Below are 21295 nucleotides of genomic sequence, written 5' to 3' on the forward strand. Positions count from 1 at the left end.
CCTAATTTCTGAAACCGATAACATGTCAATAACTTTTTAAAGGAAGGGAAAATATGCCTACAATTGATGAAATAGCAAAATTGTGCAATGTGTCTAAAACCACAGTATCAAGAGTATTGAATAATCATCCTTATGTGTCGAAAGAAAAAAGAGATATGATCTTAGAGGCTATTAACGATCTTGACTACACTCCCAATTATTTAGCTCGGAATTTTAGGAGAAATAAGACACAAACGATAGCTTTATCGGTTCCGAGTATCGATCATCCATTTTTTGCTCAATTAATAAAAGGGGTCTCTCATGAAGCACTGTTTAAGAATTACAAGGTCATTGTATTTCAAACCTTTTATGACAAACAGACAGAGCTAGAGCTATTAGAGTTATTGAAACACAAAGAAGTTGACGGCATTATTCTTGGAACTTTAGAAAATGAATGGGATAAGATATCCCCTTTCTTAAAGTATGGTCCTATCTTATTGTGTAATGAATATCATCACTCAGCGGACATAACGATCATTGGGTATGATGAATTTGAAGCCGCATACATGGGGGTAGCACATTTAATTGAAAGAGGACATAAAAAAATTGGATTTTGTTTTGATACTCCATATAGCGAAGCTCAATGTCAGAGGAAAGAGGGTTACTTGAAAGCTTTACAAGATTACAATTTACATCATAAAAACGAATGGATATTCGGCGAATTGTTTAATATCGAGGATGGCTTTCGTGTTTTTCATAAGATAAAGGATCTAAAGGACAGACCCTCAGCAATATTTACAGGAAATGATCAAGTCGCCGCAGGGATTATTAAACAGGCGATAAAAAATGGCTTTAAAGTTCCAGAAGACTTAGCTGTAATTGGTTTTGACAACCAATCGATTTGCCAAGTAGTTACTCCGACCATAACAACAATTGATATTCCCATAATAGAATTAGGTCAACAGGCTGTGTTGAAAATAATCGAGTATATTTCGGGTAACACTTCTTTAAACAGAAAAATTATTAAACTGCCAACAAATCTTATTATAAGAGAATCAACGTAACTAGAGATTTTCACTTCTTTATCTTTGTATAGAAAAAGAGGTTATTCATATGTAACCTCTTTTTCAATCAGGAATCCTGTTTTTGGGAATTCTTATGGATGCTCTTATACCAAAAGTCGCTCTAGTTAAAGATTCTTCATTACTCATTGCTCTATACGCTGTATCCATTTTTACTTATCATTCATTTGTGTCAGCAATTTCAATCAAAGCATTCACAACAACGAAATATCTGGATTGATGCTTTTTACACTTACATTTCCCCATCTTAATGGTTAGCGATTTAAAAGTTCTTAAATCCTTTTATTTCATTTACCTTCTCCATTTGAAGTCTTCCATACTCTACAGAATAGAGTCACCCCAAACCTTTTCTTCCTAAAGACTACCATATGAAGATTTTTTCCAACTAGGCATTGCTGCCGCTTATCGAACTCTCTTTGCCTTTTTTTTCACCGTGAAGATGGTGAAGCAGACGATAAAATGGCGGCAAGAGGGCGATGACAAGGATGACGCGTATGACCTGAACCGCTACGACAAAGGTGGAATCGGCATGCAATGTAACAGACGTCGTCGCCATTTCTGCAATGCCGCCGGGTGCAAATGCCAAAACAGAGGTGATCAGCGAAATCCCTGTCAGTTTGGAAACGATCACCGCGCTTAAAAGCATAGCGGCAATTAAGCCGACTGATGAAATGAAACCGACGATCATGATACGTGTAACGCCGGCAAACATGCTTTTGTACATCTTAGAACCGATTGTAGCCCCCAGAAATATCTGCGAAAGATGGTTGGCCTGTGACGGCCACCATGCAAGCATGTCATGGCCTGTTATTGAAGCGCCGCCTATGTGCACGGCCGCTACACCGAGCATACTGCCGAGCAGCCACGGAGCGGGAAATTTTAAATATTTTGCCGCTTTACAAGCTCCCCAGGCAACGAAAATGAGAACGCCGGTCCACAGTACGGGAGCGAGCCCGATTTCTGTCGTGGCAGCGGATACCGTTTGTGTTGCGGCACTTGCAGGGCCATCTTGTTTAGCGTAAATCAGGATAACCAAAAACGGAATAGACAGGACCACGAGAAGCACCCGCATCATTTGAACGAGACTGACAATAGCGGTATTGGCACCGACCTCCTGAGCAATACTCGGCATGGCGGACAGTCCGCCGGGAGCCGTGCCGACAAAGCTGGTCATCATATCCGTTTTGCTGAAACGCCAAAGCACATAGCCTGACAGCATGGCAAGGAGTATCGATAAAATCAGCATGATGCCGACCGAAAACCAATGATCTTTGAGGACAGACAGAACGGATAGGTTCAGCTTTTGGCCCAATTCAATGCCGAGGATCATCTGCCCGAGAGCGAGCCACCGGCGGTTAATTCCTTTTTGGTCTGGCGCCATCATCAGCCAAGCCGGCCGTATCATAGCGAGACAGCAGGCGACAATCAGCGTTCCGATCATCCACCCGATCGATATTCCGGTTAACGAAAGAATAAACCCCCCGGCTGCACTGATTGCGATAAACCATAGATCTGTGAGGAGATTTTTGTCTTTCTTCAATATAAAACCCTTCTTCCTATTAAGCTCCAATTGTTCATGTAGTGAATGTATGATTACTATAGTATATTTTTGTTGATAAAGAAATTATGAATTTTTTTCTGTCAGCCATTGATTTTTCTTATGACCTTATATTCAATCCTCTCCATGATATGAGACTGCAAGAAACCGGCGGCGAGAAGACACACGGAAAGGGTGTAAAACATGATTTCTCCGCCAAACGAAGTCAGGATCAGTCCGCCGGCCAGCGGTCCGATTGACCGTGAAATATCCCAATGCAAGCCGTATATCGCATAGAAACGGCCGAGCATATGGGGCGGCGCAAGCCGGGAAATAAAGGTATGGATATGAGTGAGTCCGATGCTTTCTCCAACCGTCATCACGGCCGCAGTCAGCATAAGCAGCGTCAAAGATGTTGAGAATGCAAAGCCGGCGGCCGCAAGTGAGTAACTGATATAGGTGATGAGAAGAATCGTTTTCATCGGAAACTTTTCTGTCCATTTTACTAAAGGGACTTGAAGAACAAAGCTTAATAAAGCTTTTGCTGCCGAGTAGATTGCCAGCATGGACAGGTAATCAGGAAACTTATTTTTGCTGAACAGCCTGTATGTCGTTTCTGTTTGCGCGTATAACATGCTGATTGGGAGAGAAAGCAGCAAAAGGATCAAAACAGGCCGGTATCTTGTGAAACTCGCGGATAATGCTGCGGGATGATCTGCTTTTAGCGGCTTTGTTTCTGGTAATTTAAAGGCGGCGATAAGAAAATAAATGAACAGCGCCGCGGCATCTAGTGCAAATATCCAAACGGGATCATGAGCGTACAGCAGCAGCCCAAGCAGCGGACCTGCCGTCAAGCCTGCTGAGTAGATGGCATTGATGACGGCAAAAACTTCCGAACGTCTGCTTTCCGGCGTGCTTTCGGCAATCTGTGCGCGTGAAGCAGGAATGTACAGGGATCTTCCGATGCCGTTGAGGATATAAAGGAAAGCGAAAAAATATGCATCGTGAGCAAAAACAAAACCCGCCATTGCCGCTGTTTGCAGAAGCAGGGCAGTAAGGATCGCTGTTCGCCGTCCGAGCTGATCTGTCACCTGTCCCGCTATGAGTGTCAGGCAAATATCAGCGAAGGGCTGAAGACTGATGATAAGCATGGGAAGCATCACGCTTCCGTTTAATTGCTCATGCAGATACAGCACCATAAACGGCCCCATCATGGCCCCTGTCAGGCTTGTCAGCATTTCGCCGAAAAATCGGAGCCAAACGGGTGCTGTGTAGCGGGATTTAATTGATTGGAAGAGGATAAACATGTGATTACCGCCTTTCGCTGTTTGATATAGTAGTAGTGTATAGAAGGGGCGGCGGGCCAAAAAGAGAAGAAAATTAGAGAAAAAGATTCCCCTTTTTGTCAGGAGGTGCAGGGATTGAAGCTGATTGACCATTATGTGGCGCTCGCAAAAGCTGAGAGCGGCGAACCGGGACAGATGAAGGAAATGCCGCTCAGTGAGATTGCGGCATGTTTATATTGTACAGAGAGAAATGCGAAGCTGATTTTACATAAGATGGAGAGCGAAAAGTGGATCATTCGCGAAAGCGGATCGGGGCGCGGCCATAAATCAAAAATCGCTTTTCTCCGTCATCCGGAAGATTTGCTGCTTCAAACTGCCAAGGAATATACAACAGCCGGAAAGCTTGAAAAAGCAAAAGGACTGCTTGACCATTATCAGCAGGCGTTTCCGGGGATTCAAAATATGTATGACATGTGGTTTTCTGAGGTGTTCGGTTTTGTAACAGAAACCGGACAGGATCGTGAACAGGATGTGCTGCGCTTGTTTATAGCCCCAGCAGTGGTAAGCAGTTTTGATCCGTGCAGGATCTTTCTGCGGTCAGAGGGCCATTTTGTCAAGCAGATTTATGATACACTGCTCCGGTTTGATCGGGAAAAGAGAGAACCGCAGCCGCATTTAATCCACGGATGGAATAAGGCGGGGAAAAAACGGTGGCGATTCTTTCTTCGGAAAGGCGTTTCTTTTCATAATGGAAAGCCATTGACGTCAAGGGATGTTGTATTTACGTTTCAGCGTTTTATGGATCATGATGAAAATCCATATAAATGGCTGCTGAAAGGTGTTGAACGGATTTCAGAGAAAGGGCCTTTTTGTGTGGACATTGAGCTCGATCAGCCGAATGAGCTTTTGCCGTATATCCTTTGTGATGAACGGCTGTCTATCCTGCCGGCAGAAACGAACGGCGGGGTGAATGGGACGGGACCTTTTTGCCTTGTTCAGCATGACGAACACATGCTCATTCTTCAAGCCAACGAGCGGTACTTTAAAGGCCGGGCATTCTTAGATCGTATTGAGTTTGTGTTTTCTGAGCAAGCAGATGATATGTACGGTTTTATCCTTCGAGAAAAACAGAAACCTTCTGAGCGGCAAACTGTTTTTGAAGAACGGCATGTTCAATACTTGTCACTAAACCTTAGAAAGAAAGGACCGCTTCAGCATCCAAGCTTGAGAAAAGCCCTTCGGCTGCTGATTTCATCTGAACAGCTCGTTCGTGAGGCGGGAGGACACAGAAGCATTCCGGTATCATCTTTTTTCCACCCGGCGCCTTTTGACTGGGGAGATGCTTCCCCTGCGGAATTAATGAAAAAAAGCGGATATGCGGGGGAAACGCTGTCACTGTTTACCTTTTCTGAAACGGATCATCGCGAGGACGCAGCGTGGATTCAAGAGGTTTGTGAACGGAACGGTATTAGGCTTGACCTGGAATTTTGTGCTGCTGCCGATTTGCGCCGCCCGGAAATCGTACAAATGGCTGACATCATTCATGACAGCGCAACGTTTTATGAAGAAAGCGAGTTTGGTTTTTTGCATTTGCTTCTTTCGGAGAACAGCTTTTTGCATCAGCATCTTTCAGATGAACAGAAACGGACATTTTCAGAAATGATAGAACGGTTTTTCTCATTGCGCGACCGGCCTTCCAGAATGAATATAGTAAAACAAATTGACCGTCAGCTTATAGGCGATGTCAGCGCGATTCCGCTGTACCAAAATGTGCTTGAGGTTGCATCGAGTGAAACTGTTGAGGGCCTGATGCTGGATGAAGAGGGGTGGATTGATTTTTACTCTGTATGGCTGTCAAAAGAGTGAAGAGGGCTCTCATTTGACCCCTCTTATGCTTCGTTACGCAGCCATTTTGCGGCAGTGATCGGCGCAGGCAAAGCAAGACGCCGCGCACGCTTGGCAATGATCGTGATCATGCTTTTCGCATTCAGTGCCGCAGGCTTCACAAATATCGGCGCAAAGTGCGCAAATTTCTTTCATAAAGGGGCTGTCCGTTTGCATGGCTTTCACTGCCAGCGCGCAAATATCCGCACATTCCCTGTCAAGCCGGATGCAGCCGCTCAGATCGTGGTGCGCGCTTTCTTCCAAACATTTTGTAAAACAATGGTTGCAAGCTTCCATACATGTGATACAAGCTTCAATGGTTTGCTGCATGCTTGATTCCCCCTCATATGTTCGTGTATGATTTTATGTTTCCCGGCTGAGGTTAAGAAAAACAGTGGAGTGTGTTTTAGGGGGAGAGGGTGTAAATATAATCTGATCGTGTCGATCAAAATCGGGTGCTAGCGATCCATCAAATAGTATAAAAACCAGACAGCATGATTTTGTTCATCTCGTGCGGCGCGCGTAAAGATACCCTTTGCCTTTACATTTGAGGTTTCCTCAGCTGCGCGTAAGTAAAAGTCAACGGTTTTCTGTTCATCTTTAAAAGCGGCATCAAGTCCTCTTGTAAAAGTGTCCGGGCATTTCTCTGTTTGTTTCGGCATGATAGGTTTGCCTGTAATGGCTCCGTATAATGAGGAGAAATCACGGAGATGGCGGATCTCATCGCGCCTGATTTCTTCAATTTGTTTTCTGACATCAGCAGGGTGGGCAAGTTCAGCAAGCCTGCGGTAGCATTGAACTGCGCTGAATTCTCCGTTGATGGCTTTCTGGAGATTTTGAATCAAAACAGGGTCTTCCCGGTATTGCGCTGGATAAGGAAAATAGCTGTAATACAAGGGGGTTCAACTCCATTCTTAAGGAATTGGGCTTCTGTAAAAGTATATGTGAGGCCAGAAAACATGTGCGGAGAAATTCAGCTTCTTATAAATGAAAAGGCCGTTTTTACCAATAGATCAGATTGGTCATTTTCGTCAATATTCGATAAAATATAAACAGATAAAAAGAGAGGGGTCTTCTAATTTGGGAGCAGAGTTTTTAGTAGGCAGGTCCGGGAGTGGAAAAACGAAGCTGATCATCGACAGCATTCAAGATGAACTGCGCCGGGCTCCATTCGGGAAACCGATCATTTTTCTAGTCCCGGATCAAATGACGTTTTTAATGGAATACGAGCTTGCTAAAACGCCTGATACGGGCGGCATGATTCGTGCTCAAGTCTTCAGCTTTTCACGACTGGCCTGGCGCGTCCTCCAGCATACGGGAGGAATGAGCAGGCCGTTTCTTACGAGCACGGGCGTACAGATGCTCCTGCGGAAGCTCATTGAAGAGCACAAACAGGAGTTTAAAGTCTATCAAAAAGCAAGTGATAAAAGCGGTTTTACCGCACAGGTAGAACGGATGCTGACTGAGTTTAAGAGATACTGTCTGGAACCGGAAGATATTCGCCGGATGGCGGATAGCGGAACAGCTTCCGAGTATCGGGGGGAACGTGTTTTATCTGAAAAGCTTCATGATTTATCGATCCTGTACCAGCAGATGGAAAAAAGCCTTGAGGATCAGTATCTTCATTCTGAGGATTATTTGACGCTATTGGCAGAGCATATCCCGCAGGCGGAAGATTTGAAAGGGGCACATGTCTATGTAGATGGCTTTTATCAGTTTACAACGCAGGAATTCAGGGTGTTAGAGCAGCTTATGCTTCAGGCAGAGCATATCACGTTTTCACTCACAGCGGACAAGCCGTCACATGAGGGGGAGCCGCAGGAACTTGATTTGTTCAGAATGACGGGAAAAACGTATTATCGCCTGCACCAGACGGCAAAGGAACTGAATCTGGACATCACCTATAAAGAGCTTGATGAATCAAAGCGGCACAAGCGCACACCGGAATTAGCCCATTTAGAAGCACAGTATGAAGCGCGTCCGGTTATTCCGTTTGCTGAGAAACAAGAGGCTTTTACCGTGATGCAGGCCGCTAACAGACGAGCAGAGCTAGAAGGTATTGCCCGGGAAATCCACAGCCTTGTCAGAGAGAAGGGCTACCGTTACAAGGATATGGCGATTCTAGCGCGTCAGCCGGAAGACTATAAGGATATGGTCAAGGAAGTATTTGCAGATTACGAGATTCCTTATTTTATTGACGGGAAAACATCTATGCTGAACCACCCGTTAGTAGAATTTATTCGGTCAAGCCTTGACGTATTAAAGGGAAATTGGCGTTATGAAGCGGTGTTCCGCTGCGTGAAAACCGAACTGTTATTCCCGCTTAACCAGCCGAAGGCCAAGGTAAGAGAGCAGGTTGATCAGCTGGAGAATTACTGTATCGCTTACGGCATCAAAGGCGATCGCTGGACAAAGGGCGATCGTTTCCATTACAGACGTTTTGTGTCGTTAGATGATGAATTTGCGCAGACCGATCAAGAAATCGAAATGGAAAACATGCTGAATGACACGCGCGATTGGATTGTTCCGCCGCTGTTCCAGCTGCAGAAACGAATGAAAAAAGCAAAAACGGTTCAAGAGAAGGCGGAGGCGCTTTACCGTTATTTAGAAGAGACGGATGTGCCGCTGAAGCTGGATCAGGAAAGACAGCGGGCTGAGGAAGACGGCAAAATCATTGAAGCACAGCAGCACCAGCAGGCGTGGGATGCAGTCATTCAGCTGCTTGAGGAGTTTGTGGAAATGATGGGCGAAGATGACATTTCTCTCGATTTGTTTCAGCAAATGATGGAGACCGGTGCAGAGTCGCTGACATTCTCTCTCATCCCTCCGGCGCTTGATCAGGTGTTTGTCGGCAATATGGATTTGTCCAGAATATACGGCACCTCATGCACCTTTGTGATCGGGGCAAACGACGGCGTCCTGCCGGCTCGCCCTGACGAAAACGGGGTGCTGTCGGATGATGATCGTGAGTGGCTGAAGACGATAGGTATTGAGCTTTCCTCCGGTGGGCGGGAGCGTCTGCTTGATGAGCATTTCCTCATCTATATGGCGCTTTCAAGCCCGTCTGACCGCCTTTATGTGACGTATCCGATTGCTGATGCTGAAGGAAAAACGCTTTTGCCGTCGATTGTAATCAAGAGGCTGGAAGAACTGTTTCCGCAGCATCGTGAGCGTCTATTGACAAATGAACCGGAGCAGGTCAGCGATGAGGAACAGCTTATGTACCTTGTCAATAAAAGCGTGGCACAATCATACACCGCTAGCCAGCTCAGATTATGGACGAGGGAATATGAGATCAGCGATGTCTGGTGGAGCGCGTATAATGCGCTGATGAATGAACCTGACAGGCTGGAATCGAAAAAGCTTTTCTCTAGCCTGTTTTTCCGAAATGAAGTCAAGCAGCTTGAACGCTCTGTATCGAGACAGCTCTATGGTGAACGCATTCAAGGGAGCGTGTCGAGGATGGAAACCTTTAACGCTTGTCCGTTCTCTCATTTTGCGTCCCACGGGCTGCATCTGAAGGAACGTCAATTTTTCAAGCTTGAAGCACCGGATATCGGGCAGCTTTTTCATTCGAGTTTAAAACTGATTTCAGACCGGCTGCGTGAGCACAAAATAGACTGGCGCGACCTAACGAAGGAGCAGTGCGAGCTGTTTTCTCATGATGCGGTCGAGCTGCTGGCGCCGAAACTGCAAAAAGAAATTCTGCTCAGTTCAAACAGACATTATTACGTGAAGGAAAAACTGCAAAAAATTGTCACGCGCGTGTCCGGCATTTTAAGCGAGCATGCGAAAGCGAGCGGATTCGTGCCGATCGGCCTTGAATTGGGCTTTGGCGGAAAGGGCCCGCTCCCGCCGCTTACCTTTAAGCTGAAAAACGGCTGTACGATGGAGCTCGTCGGGCGGATTGACCGCGTGGATAAAGCGGAGAGCTCTAAAGGCCTGCTCCTCCGAATTGTCGACTATAAATCCAGCGAAAAAGGCCTTGACTTGGCGGAAGTGTATTACGGACTTGCGCTGCAAATGCTGACGTATCTGGATTTATCGATTACACATTCGTTAGACTGGCTAGGGATGAAAGCCACGCCGGCCGGAGTGCTGTATTTCCATATTCATGACCCGATGATACAATCGAATCTTCCGCTCGGACTTGATGAAATTGAACAGGAAATTTTTAAGAAATTTAAGATGAAGGGCCTCCTCCTCGGTGATCAGGAAGCGATTCGCCTCATGGATACAACCCTTCAAGAAGGAAGATCAAATATCATCAATGCGGGCCTGAAGAAAGACGGCTCACTCAGATCGGATTCAGCGGCAGTCGGTGAAAAAGAATTTGAGCTGTTGACGAAGCATGTGCGCCGCACCTTCCAAGAAGCAGGCGAGCAAATCACTGACGGGCGCGTATCCATTGAGCCGTATAAAATGAAGAACAAGACGCCTTGCACATACTGTGCGTTCAAATCAGTATGCCAATTTGATGAATCATTAGAAGAAAACGAGTATCGTCTGTTAAAGGCCGAAAAGGACAAGACGGTACTTGATTGGATAAAGAAGGAGGCTGATGGCAATGAACATTCCTAAACCAGCAGACAGCACATGGACAGATGACCAGTGGAATGCCATCGTCTCAACCGGCCAGGATATCCTTGTGGCAGCGGCGGCAGGCTCCGGTAAAACCGCTGTTCTTGTCGAAAGAATGATCCGGAAAATCACGGCGGAAGAAAATCCGGTTGATGTAGACCGGCTTCTCGTTGTCACCTTTACAAACGCCTCAGCGGCAGAGATGAAACACCGGATCGCGGATGCACTGGAAAAAGAGCTGGTAAAACGCCCAGGATCACTGCATATCCGACGCCAGCTGTCCCTATTAAACCGGGCCAGCATTTCAACGCTTCATTCGTTTTGCCTGCAGGTGCTGAAAAAATATTACTACCTGATTGATCTTGATCCGGGCTTTCGGATTGCTGATCAGACAGAAGGCGAGCTTCTCGGGGACGAGGTGCTGGATGAGCTGTTTGAGGAGGAATATGCAAAGGGTGATAAGGCGTTCTTTGAGCTTGTCGACCGCTACACGACTGACCGGCATGACTTAGATCTGCAATATCTCGTGAAACAGGTGTACGAGTATTCCCGTTCCCACCCTGATCCGGAGACATGGCTGAAAAGTTTTGTTCATTTGTATGATGTAACAGAAAAGAGCGCGATCGAGGAACTGCCGTTTTATCCGTATGTCAAAGAAGATATTGCGATGGTGCTGGACGGAGCAAAGGAAAAGCTCCAGCGTGCCCTTGAGCTGACAAAAGCGCCGGGAGGACCGGCGCCGCGCGCTGAAAATTTTCTCGATGATCTCGCGCAGATTGATGACCTGATTCAGCATCAGGATGACTTCAATGAACTTTATCAGCGCGTGCCCGCTGTCTCCTTTAAGCGTGCAAAAGCGGTGAAGGGGGACGAGTTTGATCCCGTCTTGCTTGATGAAGCGACAGACTTACGAAATGGCGCCAAAAAACTGCTTGAAAAACTCAAAACCGATTACTTCACCAGAAGCCCGGAGCAGCATGTAAAAAGTTTGGCTGACATGGAGCCTGTCATTGAAACACTCGTCCAGCTTGTTATCAGCTACGGGAAACGGTTTGAAGCCGCAAAGCAGGAGAAGTCGCTCATCGATTTTTCTGATTTGGAGCATTATTGCCTGTCCATCTTGACCGCTGTGAACGAAAAAGGCGAACGTGAGCCGAGTGAGGCGGCAAGATTTTATCAAGAGCAGTTTCATGAGGTGCTTGTCGATGAATATCAGGACACCAACCTGGTGCAAGAATCCATTCTTCAGCTCGTCACAAGCGGGCCGGAAGAGACAGGCAACCTGTTTATGGTAGGAGATGTCAAACAGTCGATTTATCGATTCAGGCTTGCGGAGCCGCTTCTTTTTCTCTCCAAGTACAAACGGTTTACAGAGAGCGGAGAAGGTACAGGCCGGAAAATCGACTTGAACAAAAACTTTCGAAGCAGAGCTGATATTTTAGACAGCACAAACTTCTTATTCAAACAGCTGATGGGCGGCAAAATCGGCGAGGTCGATTATGATGAACAGGCTGAGCTGAAACTCGGAGCGGCGTATCCGGAAAACAATGAAACGGAAACAGAGCTGCTGCTGATTGACAAGTCAGAGGAGGCGGACGCAGGCGAGGAAGCGGAAGAGCTGGAAACGGTGCAGTTCGAAGCAAAAGCGATCGCCAAGGAAATACGCAAGCTGATCTCATCGCCATTTAAGGTATATGACGGGAAAACGAAAACACACCGCAATATTCAATACCGCGATATCGTGATTTTGCTGCGATCCATGCCGTGGGCGCCGCAAATCATGGAGGAACTGCGAGCTCAGGGCATACCGGTTTACGCCAATTTAACATCAGGCTACTTTGATGCGGTGGAAGTGTCTGTGGTGCTTTCTGTCCTGAAGGTGATTGATAACCCGTATCAGGATATTCCGCTTGCTTCCGTTCTGCGTTCACCGATTGTCGGTGCTGACGAGAACGAGCTGTCTTTGATCCGGCTTGAAAACAAAAAGGCGCCGTACTATGAAGCAATGAAAGACTATCTGGCAGCCGGCGACCGAAACGATGAGCTCTACCAAAAGCTGCAAACGTTTTACGGACATTTGCAAAAGTGGCGCGCATTTTCGAAAAACCATTCGGTGTCCGAGCTGATCTGGGAAGTGTACCGCGACACAAAATATATGGATTATGTCGGCGGGATGCCGGGCGGAAAACAGCGCCAGGCTAACTTGCGTGTCCTTTATGACCGGGCGCGCCAATATGAATCGACGGCATTTCGCGGCCTGTTTCGCTTCTTGAGGTTTATCGAACGCATGCAGGAACGCGGCGATGACCTAGGAACGGCGAGAGCGTTAAGCGAACAGGAGGATGTTGTCCGTTTAATGACGATTCACAGCAGCAAAGGACTCGAATTTCCAGTCGTCTTCACAGCGGGACTCGGCCGGAATTTCAACATGATGGATCTCAACAAATCCTACCTGCTGGACAAGGAGCTTGGGTTTGGCACGAAATTTATCCATCCTGAATGGCGCATCAGCTATCCGACGCTTCCGCTCATCGCGATGAAGAAAAAAATGCGCAGGGAACTGCTGTCTGAGGAATTGCGTGTCCTCTATGTTGCTTTAACGAGGGCAAAGGAAAAGCTGTTTCTTGTAGGCTCATACAAGGATCATCAGAAACAGCTGGCAAAATGGCAGGCATCCGCGTCCCAAGCTGACTGGCTTCTGCCGGAATTTGACCGCTATCAGGCGAAAACGTATTTGGATTTCATCGGACCTGCTCTTGTCAGACACAGAGACTTGGAGTCTTTGGCTGAGGGCGGCACGGCAGCGGTTTCTGATATATCAGGCCATCCGGCCCGCTTTGCTATTCAAATGATCCATTCATATGATCTGCTTGATGATGAGCTGGAAGAGAGACTGGAAGAAAAAAGCGAACGTCTTGAAGCGATCCGCCGTGGTGAACCGGTTCCCGGCCCGTTTGCATTTGAGGAAAAAGCTCGCGAGCGGCTGGCCTGGAAGTATTCGTATCACGAGGTGACACACATTCGCACGAAGCAGTCCGTTTCTGAGATTAAGAGAAGAAGAGAGTACGAAGACGAATACAGCGGACGGGCGCCCGTTAAACCGGCTGATGGAAGCATTCTGTACAGACGCCCGGCTTTCATGATGAAAAAAGGCCTGACAGCAGCAGAAAAAGGAACAGCTATGCATACGGTCATGCAGCATATTCCGCTGACACATGTGCCGACGATAGAAGAAGCGGAGCGGACAGTGCAGCATCTTTATGAAAAAGAGCTGCTCACCGAAGAACAGCAATCCGCTATCAATATTGAGGAAATCGTTCAATTTTTCCATACGGAAATTGGCGAAAAACTGATCGGCGCTAAATGGAAGAACCGCGAAGTTCCATTCAGTTTGGCGCTTCCGGCAAAAGAGATTTATCCTGATGCGAAAGAGGCGGATGAGCCGCTATTGGTGCAGGGGATCATCGATTGTCTCTACGAAACAGAGGATGGCTTATATTTGCTGGACTATAAAACAGACCGAATTGAGGGGAAATTCCAGCACGGCTTTGAAGGAGCAGCCCCGATCCTGAAAAAGAGATATGAAACGCAAATTCAGCTGTACACAAGGGCCGTTGAACAAATTGCTCAAACGAAGGTAAAAGGGTGTGCGCTTTATTTCTTTGACGGAGGGCACATTCTGACTTTATAACGAGATCCATAAGCTCCGGGAATCAGACGGAGCGGATCTCGTTTTCTATACAAAAGAGAGGTGAACGCATTTGCGGATTTTACATACGGCTGACTGGCATCTAGGAAAAACCCTTGAAGGAAGAAGCAGGCTGAGTGAACAGGCGGATGTATTGGACGAACTGAATACAATCGTAAAGGAAGAGCAGATCGATGCTATTGTGATGGCGGGAGACGCGTTTGATACCGTGAACCCGCCGGCTTTAGCCGAGCAGTTATTTTATGAAAGCCTGTCCGCTCTCAGTGACAGAGGAAAGCGCCCGATCGTTGTCATTGCCGGAAACCATGATAATCCTGACAGATTGTCCGCTGCTTCACCGCTGACACATGAGAACGGCATTTATTTAATCGGCTATCCGACAACTGAACCGCTTCATATAGAAGTGCCTTCAGCAGGTGAGCTTTTGGCTGTCGGAGCGCTGGCATATCCGTCTGAGGCACGGTTAAATGAAGTTCTTTCCGATACATTTGAAGAGAAACTTCTCCGTGATCACTATGATGTGAAAATCAGGCAGGCGTTTGAACAGATTACAAGCCGCTTCCGAAAAGACGCCGTAAAGATTGCCGCCAGCCATATTTATGTTGCGGGCGGCAACCAAACAGACTCGGAGCGGCCGATTGAAGTCGGCGGCGCTTATACGGTGGCCGCTGAAAGCCTGCCGGCGGATGCCGCTTACGTGGCGCTTGGCCATTTGCATCGGCCGCAAACGATTAAACGGGCGCGAACGCTTGCGCGGTATTCTGGATCTCCGCTGGCCTACAGCTTTTCTGAGGCAGGCTACGCCAAATCGGTGACCATTGTAGACGCAAAGCCGGGCGAAGAGGCCTCTTGGCATGAGGTTTTATTATCAAGCGGCAAGTCTCTTGTAAAATGGAAAGCGGCAAATGGTTTAAGTGAGGTATACAGCTGGCTCGATGAAGGCAGGGATCAGAATGCCTGGATTGATCTTGAAATCCGTGTGACGGACCAGCTGTCACTTGAAGACATTCACCGACTGCGAAAAGCACATCCGGGCTTTATCCATATCAGGCCGGTCTTTGAAGAACAAAACATTGAGCGCGAACGGATCGAGGTTAAGCATGTGTCCATCGAAGACCGTTTCAAGAAATTTTATGAAAAACAGACAGGCGGCGCAGTGCCGGATGATGAAATGGTGAAGCTGTTTTTAGAGCTTGCATCAGGCACAGAAGATGAGGAGGAAGCAAGATGAAGCCGATCGCCTTAACGATAAAAGGGCTCCACAGCTTTAGGGAGGAGCAGACGATAGATTTTGACAGCCTTTCCGGTGCAGGTGTCTTCGGTATCTTCGGGCCGACAGGAAGCGGTAAATCCTCGATCCTTGATGCGATGACCCTTGCTTTATATGGAAAGGTAGAGCGGGCGGCGAACAATACGCACGGGATCTTAAACCATGCGGAAGATTCGCTGACTGTTTCCTTTACCTTTGCGCTTCAGACCAATCATCAAACCTCTTACAAAGTCGAGCGCGTGTTTAAGAGAACGGATGAAATGAAAGTGAAAACAGCGCTTTGCCGTTTCATCGAGATCAAGGATGAGCAAACTGTGCTTGCTGATAAGGCCAATGAAGTGAACAAAAGAGTCGAGGAGCTCTTGGGGCTGACCATCGACGACTTTACGAGAGCGGTTGTGCTGCCGCAAGGGAAGTTTGCTGAATTTCTTTCCTTAAAAGGGGCGGAACGCAGGCATATGCTTCAGCGTTTATTCAATTTGGAACAGTATGGAGACCGCCTTGTGAAAAAGCTGAGACAGCAGGCGCAGGAAGCCAATGCGAGAAAAAACGAAATGCTTGCAGAGCAATCGGGTCTCGGCGAGGCGAGTTCAGAAGCGGTTGAACAAGCTGAACAAGCGCTTGAACAAGCGGAAGCCAAACTGGAATCAGTGCGGAAAAATCGTGATCAAATAAAAGAACGGTTTGCGGAGCATCAAGAGATCTGGAATGTCCAAAAGGAAAAAATCGTTTATGAAGCAGAGAAAAAGCGGCTTGAAGAGGAAGAACCGCATGTCGGCAGCATGCAAAAACGCCTGGCGGAAGCGGAAACAGCAGCCGCTCTAAAGCCGTATGCGGACCGGTACTTGGAAGCGGTACAGCATGAGGAGAAGGCCGCGAGGGAAGAAGTGCTTGCCCAAAAGGATTTAACAGAACGCACCGCTTTCTTTCAGCAAAAGAATGAAGAATATGAAGCGTGGCGCCGCCATAAAAGCGAGAAAGAGCCAGAGCTTTTAGCTGAGCAGGAACAGCTCTTCCGCTTGCAGGAGATCGAAATCAAATTGAGAGAGGCCCAGCAGGAGGCAGAGCGCAAACAGGCTGAACTTCAGCAGAAGGCCGAAAATCTTCAATCTGTCATGAAGGAATTAGAAACCGTAACTGACCGTCTTACAAGGGGACAAAACAGACAGACGGAATTAAAACAGCAGCTCAAAACCTTGCAGGTAACCACTGATGAGCGGAAAAGCTGCCAGCAGGCCGCTGAAATGGCTTTGCGGATCAGACAGACTGAGGAGCAGCTGGGAAAAGAGAAAAAACGCATTGACGCATTGAACCTTGTATTACAGAAGATGAATGAGGAAAAGAACACATTTGTTCAAAAGGCTGAAGCGGAAGAAAATAAAATCATACAGGCATATGAGGCTGTTCAAGCTGTGTATCATATGGTCTGCGAGACGGAACGGTCCCTTACGCGTACTGCTGATCAGGCAAAACAGCGACAAAACACACTCCATACTCAGCGTGAGAAAGCAAGAATGTCGGCACTTACCAAGGAGTTATCGGAAAAACTGATTGCCGGAAAACCTTGCCCGGTCTGCGGTTCAACCGATCATGATCCGTCTGCCTCAGCACATGGGACATATGAGCCGGATCGCAACGTTGAAGCAGAAATCAAACAGACAGAAGATTTGCTGTCAGAAGCGGCGGCGCTCAGTCAGGAGATTCTTTCTGCCAAAATCACACTTGAAGAGCAGTCCGCCCGCTTTCTCGAGCAGTGTCCGTTTTTGAAATCGATTCAAGCGCCGACTCTTGAGGCAGCTGCTTCCTACGAGAATCAGCCGGTGCAGGAAGCATTTCATGCCGCAAAAATAGAATGGAAGCAAATCAAACAGGACATCCTGTCGGTCAAAACACGAATGACCCAAATGATCGGCACATATCAGGAATCATTAAAAAAAGCTGAACAGCTTAACGAGAGAATGAGTTTTGAAAAAAGAGAGGCTGACCGTATTGGCAGCATGATCGCAGAGCTTCAGTCCTCGATGGACAGCCAGCAGAAGATGTTTCATGAAGCATTTGAAGGCCAATCTCTGGATGAAGCGGAAAAATGGCAGCAAGCCATCGAAGAAAAGGACCGAGCCGCGGAAGAATGCGAGAAACGAATTGAACGCAGTATCGCTTTTCTTTCTGAGCATGAGTCACAAAAGGATCAGCTGCGGGAATCGAGCCATCAGCTTGAAAGGGAAAAACTGGAGCTTCACTATGCCGCAGAACGTACGAAGGGCGTCATAGCTGATTATAAGCAGGAACTCGGAGACTATGTAAAAGAGGATTCCATCCAAACGAAGCTCCGCTCAGTTCAGCAGGATCTGAAGTGTTTAAAGGAAAAAGAGCAATCTCTATATGAAGAGCTGCAAAGCGCCCAAATGATGCTCAATCAGGCAAAAAGCCGCGCTTCAGCAAGCGAGCATACGCTTAAGGAAGCGGAAGAAAGGTTGAAAAAAGCGGAAGCGGATTGGCTTGAACATGCGAAAAGCACCCGCTTTGTCCGGGCTGACGAGGTGGAGCGCAGTCTCATCCCAGCCGATGAGCTTGAAAAGATCAAAGGCAGCATTGACCAGTTTCTGGATAAATGTAAGCAAAATGCCGCAAACTTAAAACGTGTGTCTGATAAGCTCGCCGGCAGATCCTTATCCGAAAGTGAATGGAACGAAACCGTCACGTCCTTAAAAGAAGCCGAGGAGGCATTTGGGACTGCTATGGAAGAAAAAGGAGCGGCGGCCAAAGCACTGGCTGTAATCCGCGACCATCACAAACGTTTCAATGAAATTGAAGCTGAGCTGAAAAAATGGCAGACCCATATCGACAGGCTGGACAAGCTTCAAGCGGTGTTTAAAGGCAATACGTTCGTTGAATTTTTAGCTGAGGAACAGCTTGAAAGTGTTGCACGGGATGCGTCAGCACGGCTCGGCGTGCTGACAAGACAGCGTTATGCCATTGAAGTGGATTCAGAAGGCGGATTTGTGATGCGGGATGATGCCAATGGAGGTGTTAAGCGCCCGGTATCAAGCTTGTCAGGAGGGGAGACCTTCCTTACCTCGCTTTCTCTTGCTCTCGCGCTGTCTGCGCAGATTCAGCTTCGCGGTGAATACCCGCTTCAGTTCTTTTTCTTGGATGAAGGGTTTGGAACGCTTGACCAAGATCTGCTTGATACGGTTGTCACTGCCTTGGAAAAACTGCAGTCAGACAATCTGTCTGTCGGCGTGATCAGCCATGTGCAGGAACTGCGGGCGCGGCTTCCGAAAAAGCTGATCGTACATCCGGCTGAACCTAGCGGACGCGGCACAAGGGTAACACTTGAGATGATGTAAGGGGGACGCGGATGTGGCAAAACAGATTGTCGGGGTGTGTGAGCTATGCGGGCGGAGCGATGTCCAGCTGACAGAGCACCACCTCACACCGAAGGAAGAAGGCGGAACGTTCCTGCCGACTGCGTTGCTTTGCATCCCTTGCCATAAACAGATCCACGCCTTGTATACAAATCAGGAGCTGGCAGTTCGACTGTCCGGAATAGAAGCGCTCAGAAACGATCCGCAGCTTGCCCGGTTTGTTAAATGGATCAGAAAACAGCCGCCTGAAAAGCTGATTAAAACAAAGAAGTCCAATGAACGGAAAAAGAAAAAATAAAAAGCAGCCCTCTCTTTGCAGAGCGGCTGCTTTTTATCCGTTTCCAACCATATCCTGATCGCTGACATCGGGGTCTATATAATTTGTCGCGTTGACTGCATTGTTTAAAAGAAGGAAATCTCCCGTGTTTCCTGCTCCCGAACCGAGCGCAGATTTTGAAGAGCTTTTCGGAGAAAGGTAAAAGGAATCACCAAAGTTCACGACTCCGCCCGATATGGAATTGATAGCTATAGGCCCGACAATTGCTGGCATAGACGACACCCTTTATAGAAGTCTCTGTTTATTATATGCCCGTGCCGGACGATTGTGAGTTTGGAGGCAGAATCTGACGGATATGTTTAATTCGCGCGTCGCCGCGTACGACCGAAGCTGAGCCTGCATGAAAAACGGAAGAGGATGAGACCCCTTGAATTTTGATGTTGCGGACATGAATGACAGGCATCACATGGCAAAAAGCGGTTTGCACGCCCGTTTCCGGAAGAAGCTTCACAGCGTGCTGATCAAAAATAGGGTACTCCTTTCTGTTAAATGAGCCCTCATTTTCATAAAACGTTGAAAGCGAGCGCTGAACAGCGAGCACTTTTATTTTCATATCTATTTCGTTTGTATCGCCTGCTTGAAATACGCTTGATATTCCGAGCGAGTTAAATTTAATCTGTCTGATGCGTGATATACGCTTAAGCATGATTCGACGGCAGCGGAGCAAACGGACCGATAATAAGAGATTCAGGCGGCGTATCGAAAATAGACGATAAATAGATGGATTCTGCGTCTCCAATTTGGAAAACAGAGGAACTGGATACACCGTTCATTCGGATATCTCCGACTTCCAGGCTGCGGTTGACGACGGTAAAGATCATGCTTGCTCATCTCCTTTCATCTCGGAGGGGATATGTTCGAGAAAATGTTCCACAGCACGGATCACGTCACGCTTCACATGCTCAGCGATATGTTCCGCATATTGTTTGGGCGGCGTGTTTTCTTCTTTTTTGATATGGGACATATAATAGTGAATCCGGCTGTCTATTTGTTTTCTGATGTCCTCAATGACATGATGCCGATTTGTGTCGTCAAGCCTGCTGTTATATTGGTTTTCTAGCTGCTCCAAAACAGCCGGGATTTCCTCGGTTAAGTACATGTCGACGTTCTGCCGGATTTGCTGCATGAGCTGGGCGCTCTCTTCCTGCTGCATCATTCCGATTTCCGGTGTAGTCTGGCTCACTTCAAAGTTTTGAACGCTGTTCGGGTCTGTCGGATTTAAACCGATATTCAGCGTGCCGTCGAGCCGTTCGATTTTCAGCTGATCAAATTTATATTCCACACGCTCAATGGTTGTGGCCGGCCGCTGTTTCATCGTATTCATTTCAGTTTGCATCTCTTTCAGCTGGCGTTCGAGCTGCTGAATATGCAGCGCCTGCTGCTGAACGAAGGAATTCAAATTTTGCAGGTAAGAGGAAATGGATTGATCATACATGTTCTTTCACCTCTCATCTTATTATTAACGGCCAGGGGGCTGGAGCGGCACCAATGACCCTGTATCGGGCCCTTCCGATTCAACCTGTTCCCCCAAAGCGGAAACCTCAGGTGCGGGTTCCACATAGCTGCCCGTATTATACAAGTTTGAAAGAGACTTAATAGATCCGGCGCTCCCGATTTGCAGTATGGAGGAGTTGCTGATTGATTCCAGCCGGAGATAGTTAATTTGGATGGTTTGATTGATATAAAAATTCATGAAGCACCACTCCTTTACGCATTGCCTGCGATCGGCTGATCAACCACATCATTGTCGTACACATTCGTTGCGTTTTTATAATTCATCACCTTCAGACTGTCACCGGTATTAAAGCTGCCTGCCCCGGCAAACGTTCTGACCTCGGCTTGAGGAGAAATGGTAATGCAGTCTCCGATATGAACGACTCCGCTCGTACCGACCGCATTAATTTTAAACGCTCCGACAATTGCCGGCATACGAGCACATCCTTTGTTGTGAAATTGAAAAAAGGCAGGTAAAGTAAGGACAAGATTTGTTTCTGCTGGGCTATTCACGATAGCTTATGACAAACGCACATTTGTGTGAGAGAAAATTAAATGGGGACATGCCGGAGAGATGTATAAAAAATCCGTTTATTTTTTCCAGATGAAGGTTTACACATTTCAGAAGCTGGGTATTGTATATGGTCAAGCGGAAATGCGGCGATGCTGCCGCTGTCCGCCTGCGTGATTGTATAGTGTGTTGCGTTGGTGTATGTGCAAAAGAGGTACAGGAAATGTCTTTCGGAGTAATTCGTGCTGTTGGAGTGT

17 protein-coding genes are annotated in these 21295 nt (G+C 47.3%); 7 read left to right on the top strand and 10 right to left on the bottom strand.

Translation table 11 applies throughout. The features are described 5' to 3' along the window. Nucleotides 1-53: 53 nt before the first annotated feature. A complete protein-coding gene (gene ntdR / locus UJ203_RS08195; RefSeq protein WP_322009819.1) occupies nucleotides 54-1043 on the top strand; it encodes an NTD biosynthesis operon transcriptional regulator NtdR in 990 nt (329 codons plus the stop codon). 403 nt (nucleotides 1044-1446) lie between these two features. Here ntdR and UJ203_RS08200 read toward each other — a convergent pair whose 3' ends face one another. Both UJ203_RS08200 and UJ203_RS08205 read right to left on the bottom strand, forming a co-directional pair. Continuing rightward, nucleotides 1447-2601 carry an AbrB family transcriptional regulator gene (locus tag UJ203_RS08200; RefSeq protein ID WP_322009821.1) on the bottom strand — a complete coding sequence of 385 codons (1155 nt, stop codon included), beginning with the start codon at nucleotides 2599-2601 and terminating at the stop codon, nucleotides 1447-1449. 101 nt (nucleotides 2602-2702) lie between these two features. Next, the gene (locus UJ203_RS08205) at nucleotides 2703-3905 is read right to left on the bottom strand and encodes an MFS transporter (protein ID WP_322009823.1); all 1203 of its coding nucleotides are present in this window, start codon (nucleotides 3903-3905) and stop codon (nucleotides 2703-2705) included. Between the two features lie 114 nt (nucleotides 3906-4019). Here UJ203_RS08205 and UJ203_RS08210 point away from each other — a divergent pair, with 114 nt between their 5' ends. After that, nucleotides 4020-5750 (top strand): SgrR family transcriptional regulator, encoded by a 1731-nt coding sequence (locus UJ203_RS08210; protein ID WP_322009825.1) that lies wholly within the window; start codon nucleotides 4020-4022, stop codon nucleotides 5748-5750. A gap of 33 nt (nucleotides 5751-5783) precedes the next feature. Here the strand turns inward: UJ203_RS08210 and UJ203_RS08215 are convergent, their stop codons facing one another. Together UJ203_RS08215 and UJ203_RS08220 are read right to left on the bottom strand one after the other, a co-directional pair. After that, nucleotides 5784-6098, bottom strand: coding sequence for a four-helix bundle copper-binding protein (locus tag UJ203_RS08215; protein ID WP_277852342.1), 315 nt, complete (start codon nucleotides 6096-6098; stop codon nucleotides 5784-5786). Nucleotides 6099-6226: 128 nt separating this feature from the next. Beyond that, nucleotides 6227-6664, bottom strand: a complete 438-nt coding sequence (locus UJ203_RS08220; protein WP_044156482.1) for a ferritin family protein — start codon at nucleotides 6662-6664, stop codon at nucleotides 6227-6229. A gap of 184 nt (nucleotides 6665-6848) precedes the next feature. Between UJ203_RS08220 and addB the strand changes: the two genes are divergently transcribed. From addB to UJ203_RS08245, 5 genes are all read left to right on the top strand, one after another. After that, nucleotides 6849-10349 carry a helicase-exonuclease AddAB subunit AddB gene (gene addB, locus UJ203_RS08225; RefSeq protein ID WP_322009833.1) on the top strand — a complete coding sequence of 1167 codons (3501 nt, stop codon included), beginning with the start codon at nucleotides 6849-6851 and terminating at the stop codon, nucleotides 10347-10349. Next, nucleotides 10336-14040, top strand: coding sequence for a helicase-exonuclease AddAB subunit AddA (addA, locus tag UJ203_RS08230; protein ID WP_322009835.1), 3705 nt, complete (start codon nucleotides 10336-10338; stop codon nucleotides 14038-14040). Before addB ends, addA begins: the two co-directional genes overlap by 14 nt. Before the next feature lie 70 nt (nucleotides 14041-14110). Further along, the gene (gene sbcD, locus UJ203_RS08235) at nucleotides 14111-15289 is read left to right on the top strand and encodes an exonuclease subunit SbcD (RefSeq protein WP_105953773.1); all 1179 of its coding nucleotides are present in this window, start codon (nucleotides 14111-14113) and stop codon (nucleotides 15287-15289) included. After that, complete coding sequence (gene sbcC, locus UJ203_RS08240; protein ID WP_322009839.1) at nucleotides 15286-18678, top strand: exonuclease subunit SbcC; 3393 nt, start codon at nucleotides 15286-15288, stop codon at nucleotides 18676-18678. The genes sbcD and sbcC overlap by 4 nt, the downstream gene beginning before the upstream one ends. A gap of 13 nt (nucleotides 18679-18691) precedes the next feature. Beyond that, nucleotides 18692-18994 carry an HNH endonuclease gene (locus tag UJ203_RS08245; RefSeq protein WP_305933891.1) on the top strand — a complete coding sequence of 101 codons (303 nt, stop codon included), beginning with the start codon at nucleotides 18692-18694 and terminating at the stop codon, nucleotides 18992-18994. Between the two features lie 33 nt (nucleotides 18995-19027). Here the strand turns inward: UJ203_RS08245 and UJ203_RS08250 are convergent, their stop codons facing one another. From UJ203_RS08250 to UJ203_RS08275, 6 genes are read right to left on the bottom strand one after another with little or no spacing between them, the layout of a single operon-like run. Then, a complete protein-coding gene (locus UJ203_RS08250) occupies nucleotides 19028-19246 on the bottom strand; it encodes a spore germination protein (RefSeq protein ID WP_010333667.1) in 219 nt (72 codons plus the stop codon). 31 nt (nucleotides 19247-19277) lie between these two features. Continuing rightward, on the bottom strand, nucleotides 19278-19679 hold the full coding sequence (locus tag UJ203_RS08255) for a spore germination protein GerPE (RefSeq protein ID WP_305933892.1): 402 nt from the start codon (nucleotides 19677-19679) through the stop codon (nucleotides 19278-19280). Continuing rightward, the gene (gerPD, locus tag UJ203_RS08260; protein WP_024120844.1) at nucleotides 19672-19854 is read right to left on the bottom strand and encodes a spore germination protein GerPD; all 183 of its coding nucleotides are present in this window, start codon (nucleotides 19852-19854) and stop codon (nucleotides 19672-19674) included. The genes UJ203_RS08255 and gerPD overlap by 8 nt, the downstream gene beginning before the upstream one ends. After that, nucleotides 19851-20468 carry a spore germination protein GerPC gene (locus UJ203_RS08265; RefSeq protein WP_305933893.1) on the bottom strand — a complete coding sequence of 206 codons (618 nt, stop codon included), beginning with the start codon at nucleotides 20466-20468 and terminating at the stop codon, nucleotides 19851-19853. The genes gerPD and UJ203_RS08265 overlap by 4 nt, the downstream gene beginning before the upstream one ends. A gap of 24 nt (nucleotides 20469-20492) precedes the next feature. Next, nucleotides 20493-20726 carry a spore germination protein GerPB gene (locus tag UJ203_RS08270; RefSeq protein ID WP_105953769.1) on the bottom strand — a complete coding sequence of 78 codons (234 nt, stop codon included), beginning with the start codon at nucleotides 20724-20726 and terminating at the stop codon, nucleotides 20493-20495. Between the two features lie 14 nt (nucleotides 20727-20740). Then, nucleotides 20741-20962: a spore germination protein gene (locus UJ203_RS08275; RefSeq protein WP_010333672.1), complete on the bottom strand. Its 222-nt coding sequence runs from the start codon at nucleotides 20960-20962 to the stop codon at nucleotides 20741-20743. Nucleotides 20963-21295: the final 333 nt, after the last annotated feature.

This window comes from Bacillus sp. V26 (assembly GCF_034296245.1).
Classification (GTDB): domain Bacteria; phylum Bacillota; class Bacilli; order Bacillales; family Bacillaceae; genus Bacillus; species Bacillus halotolerans.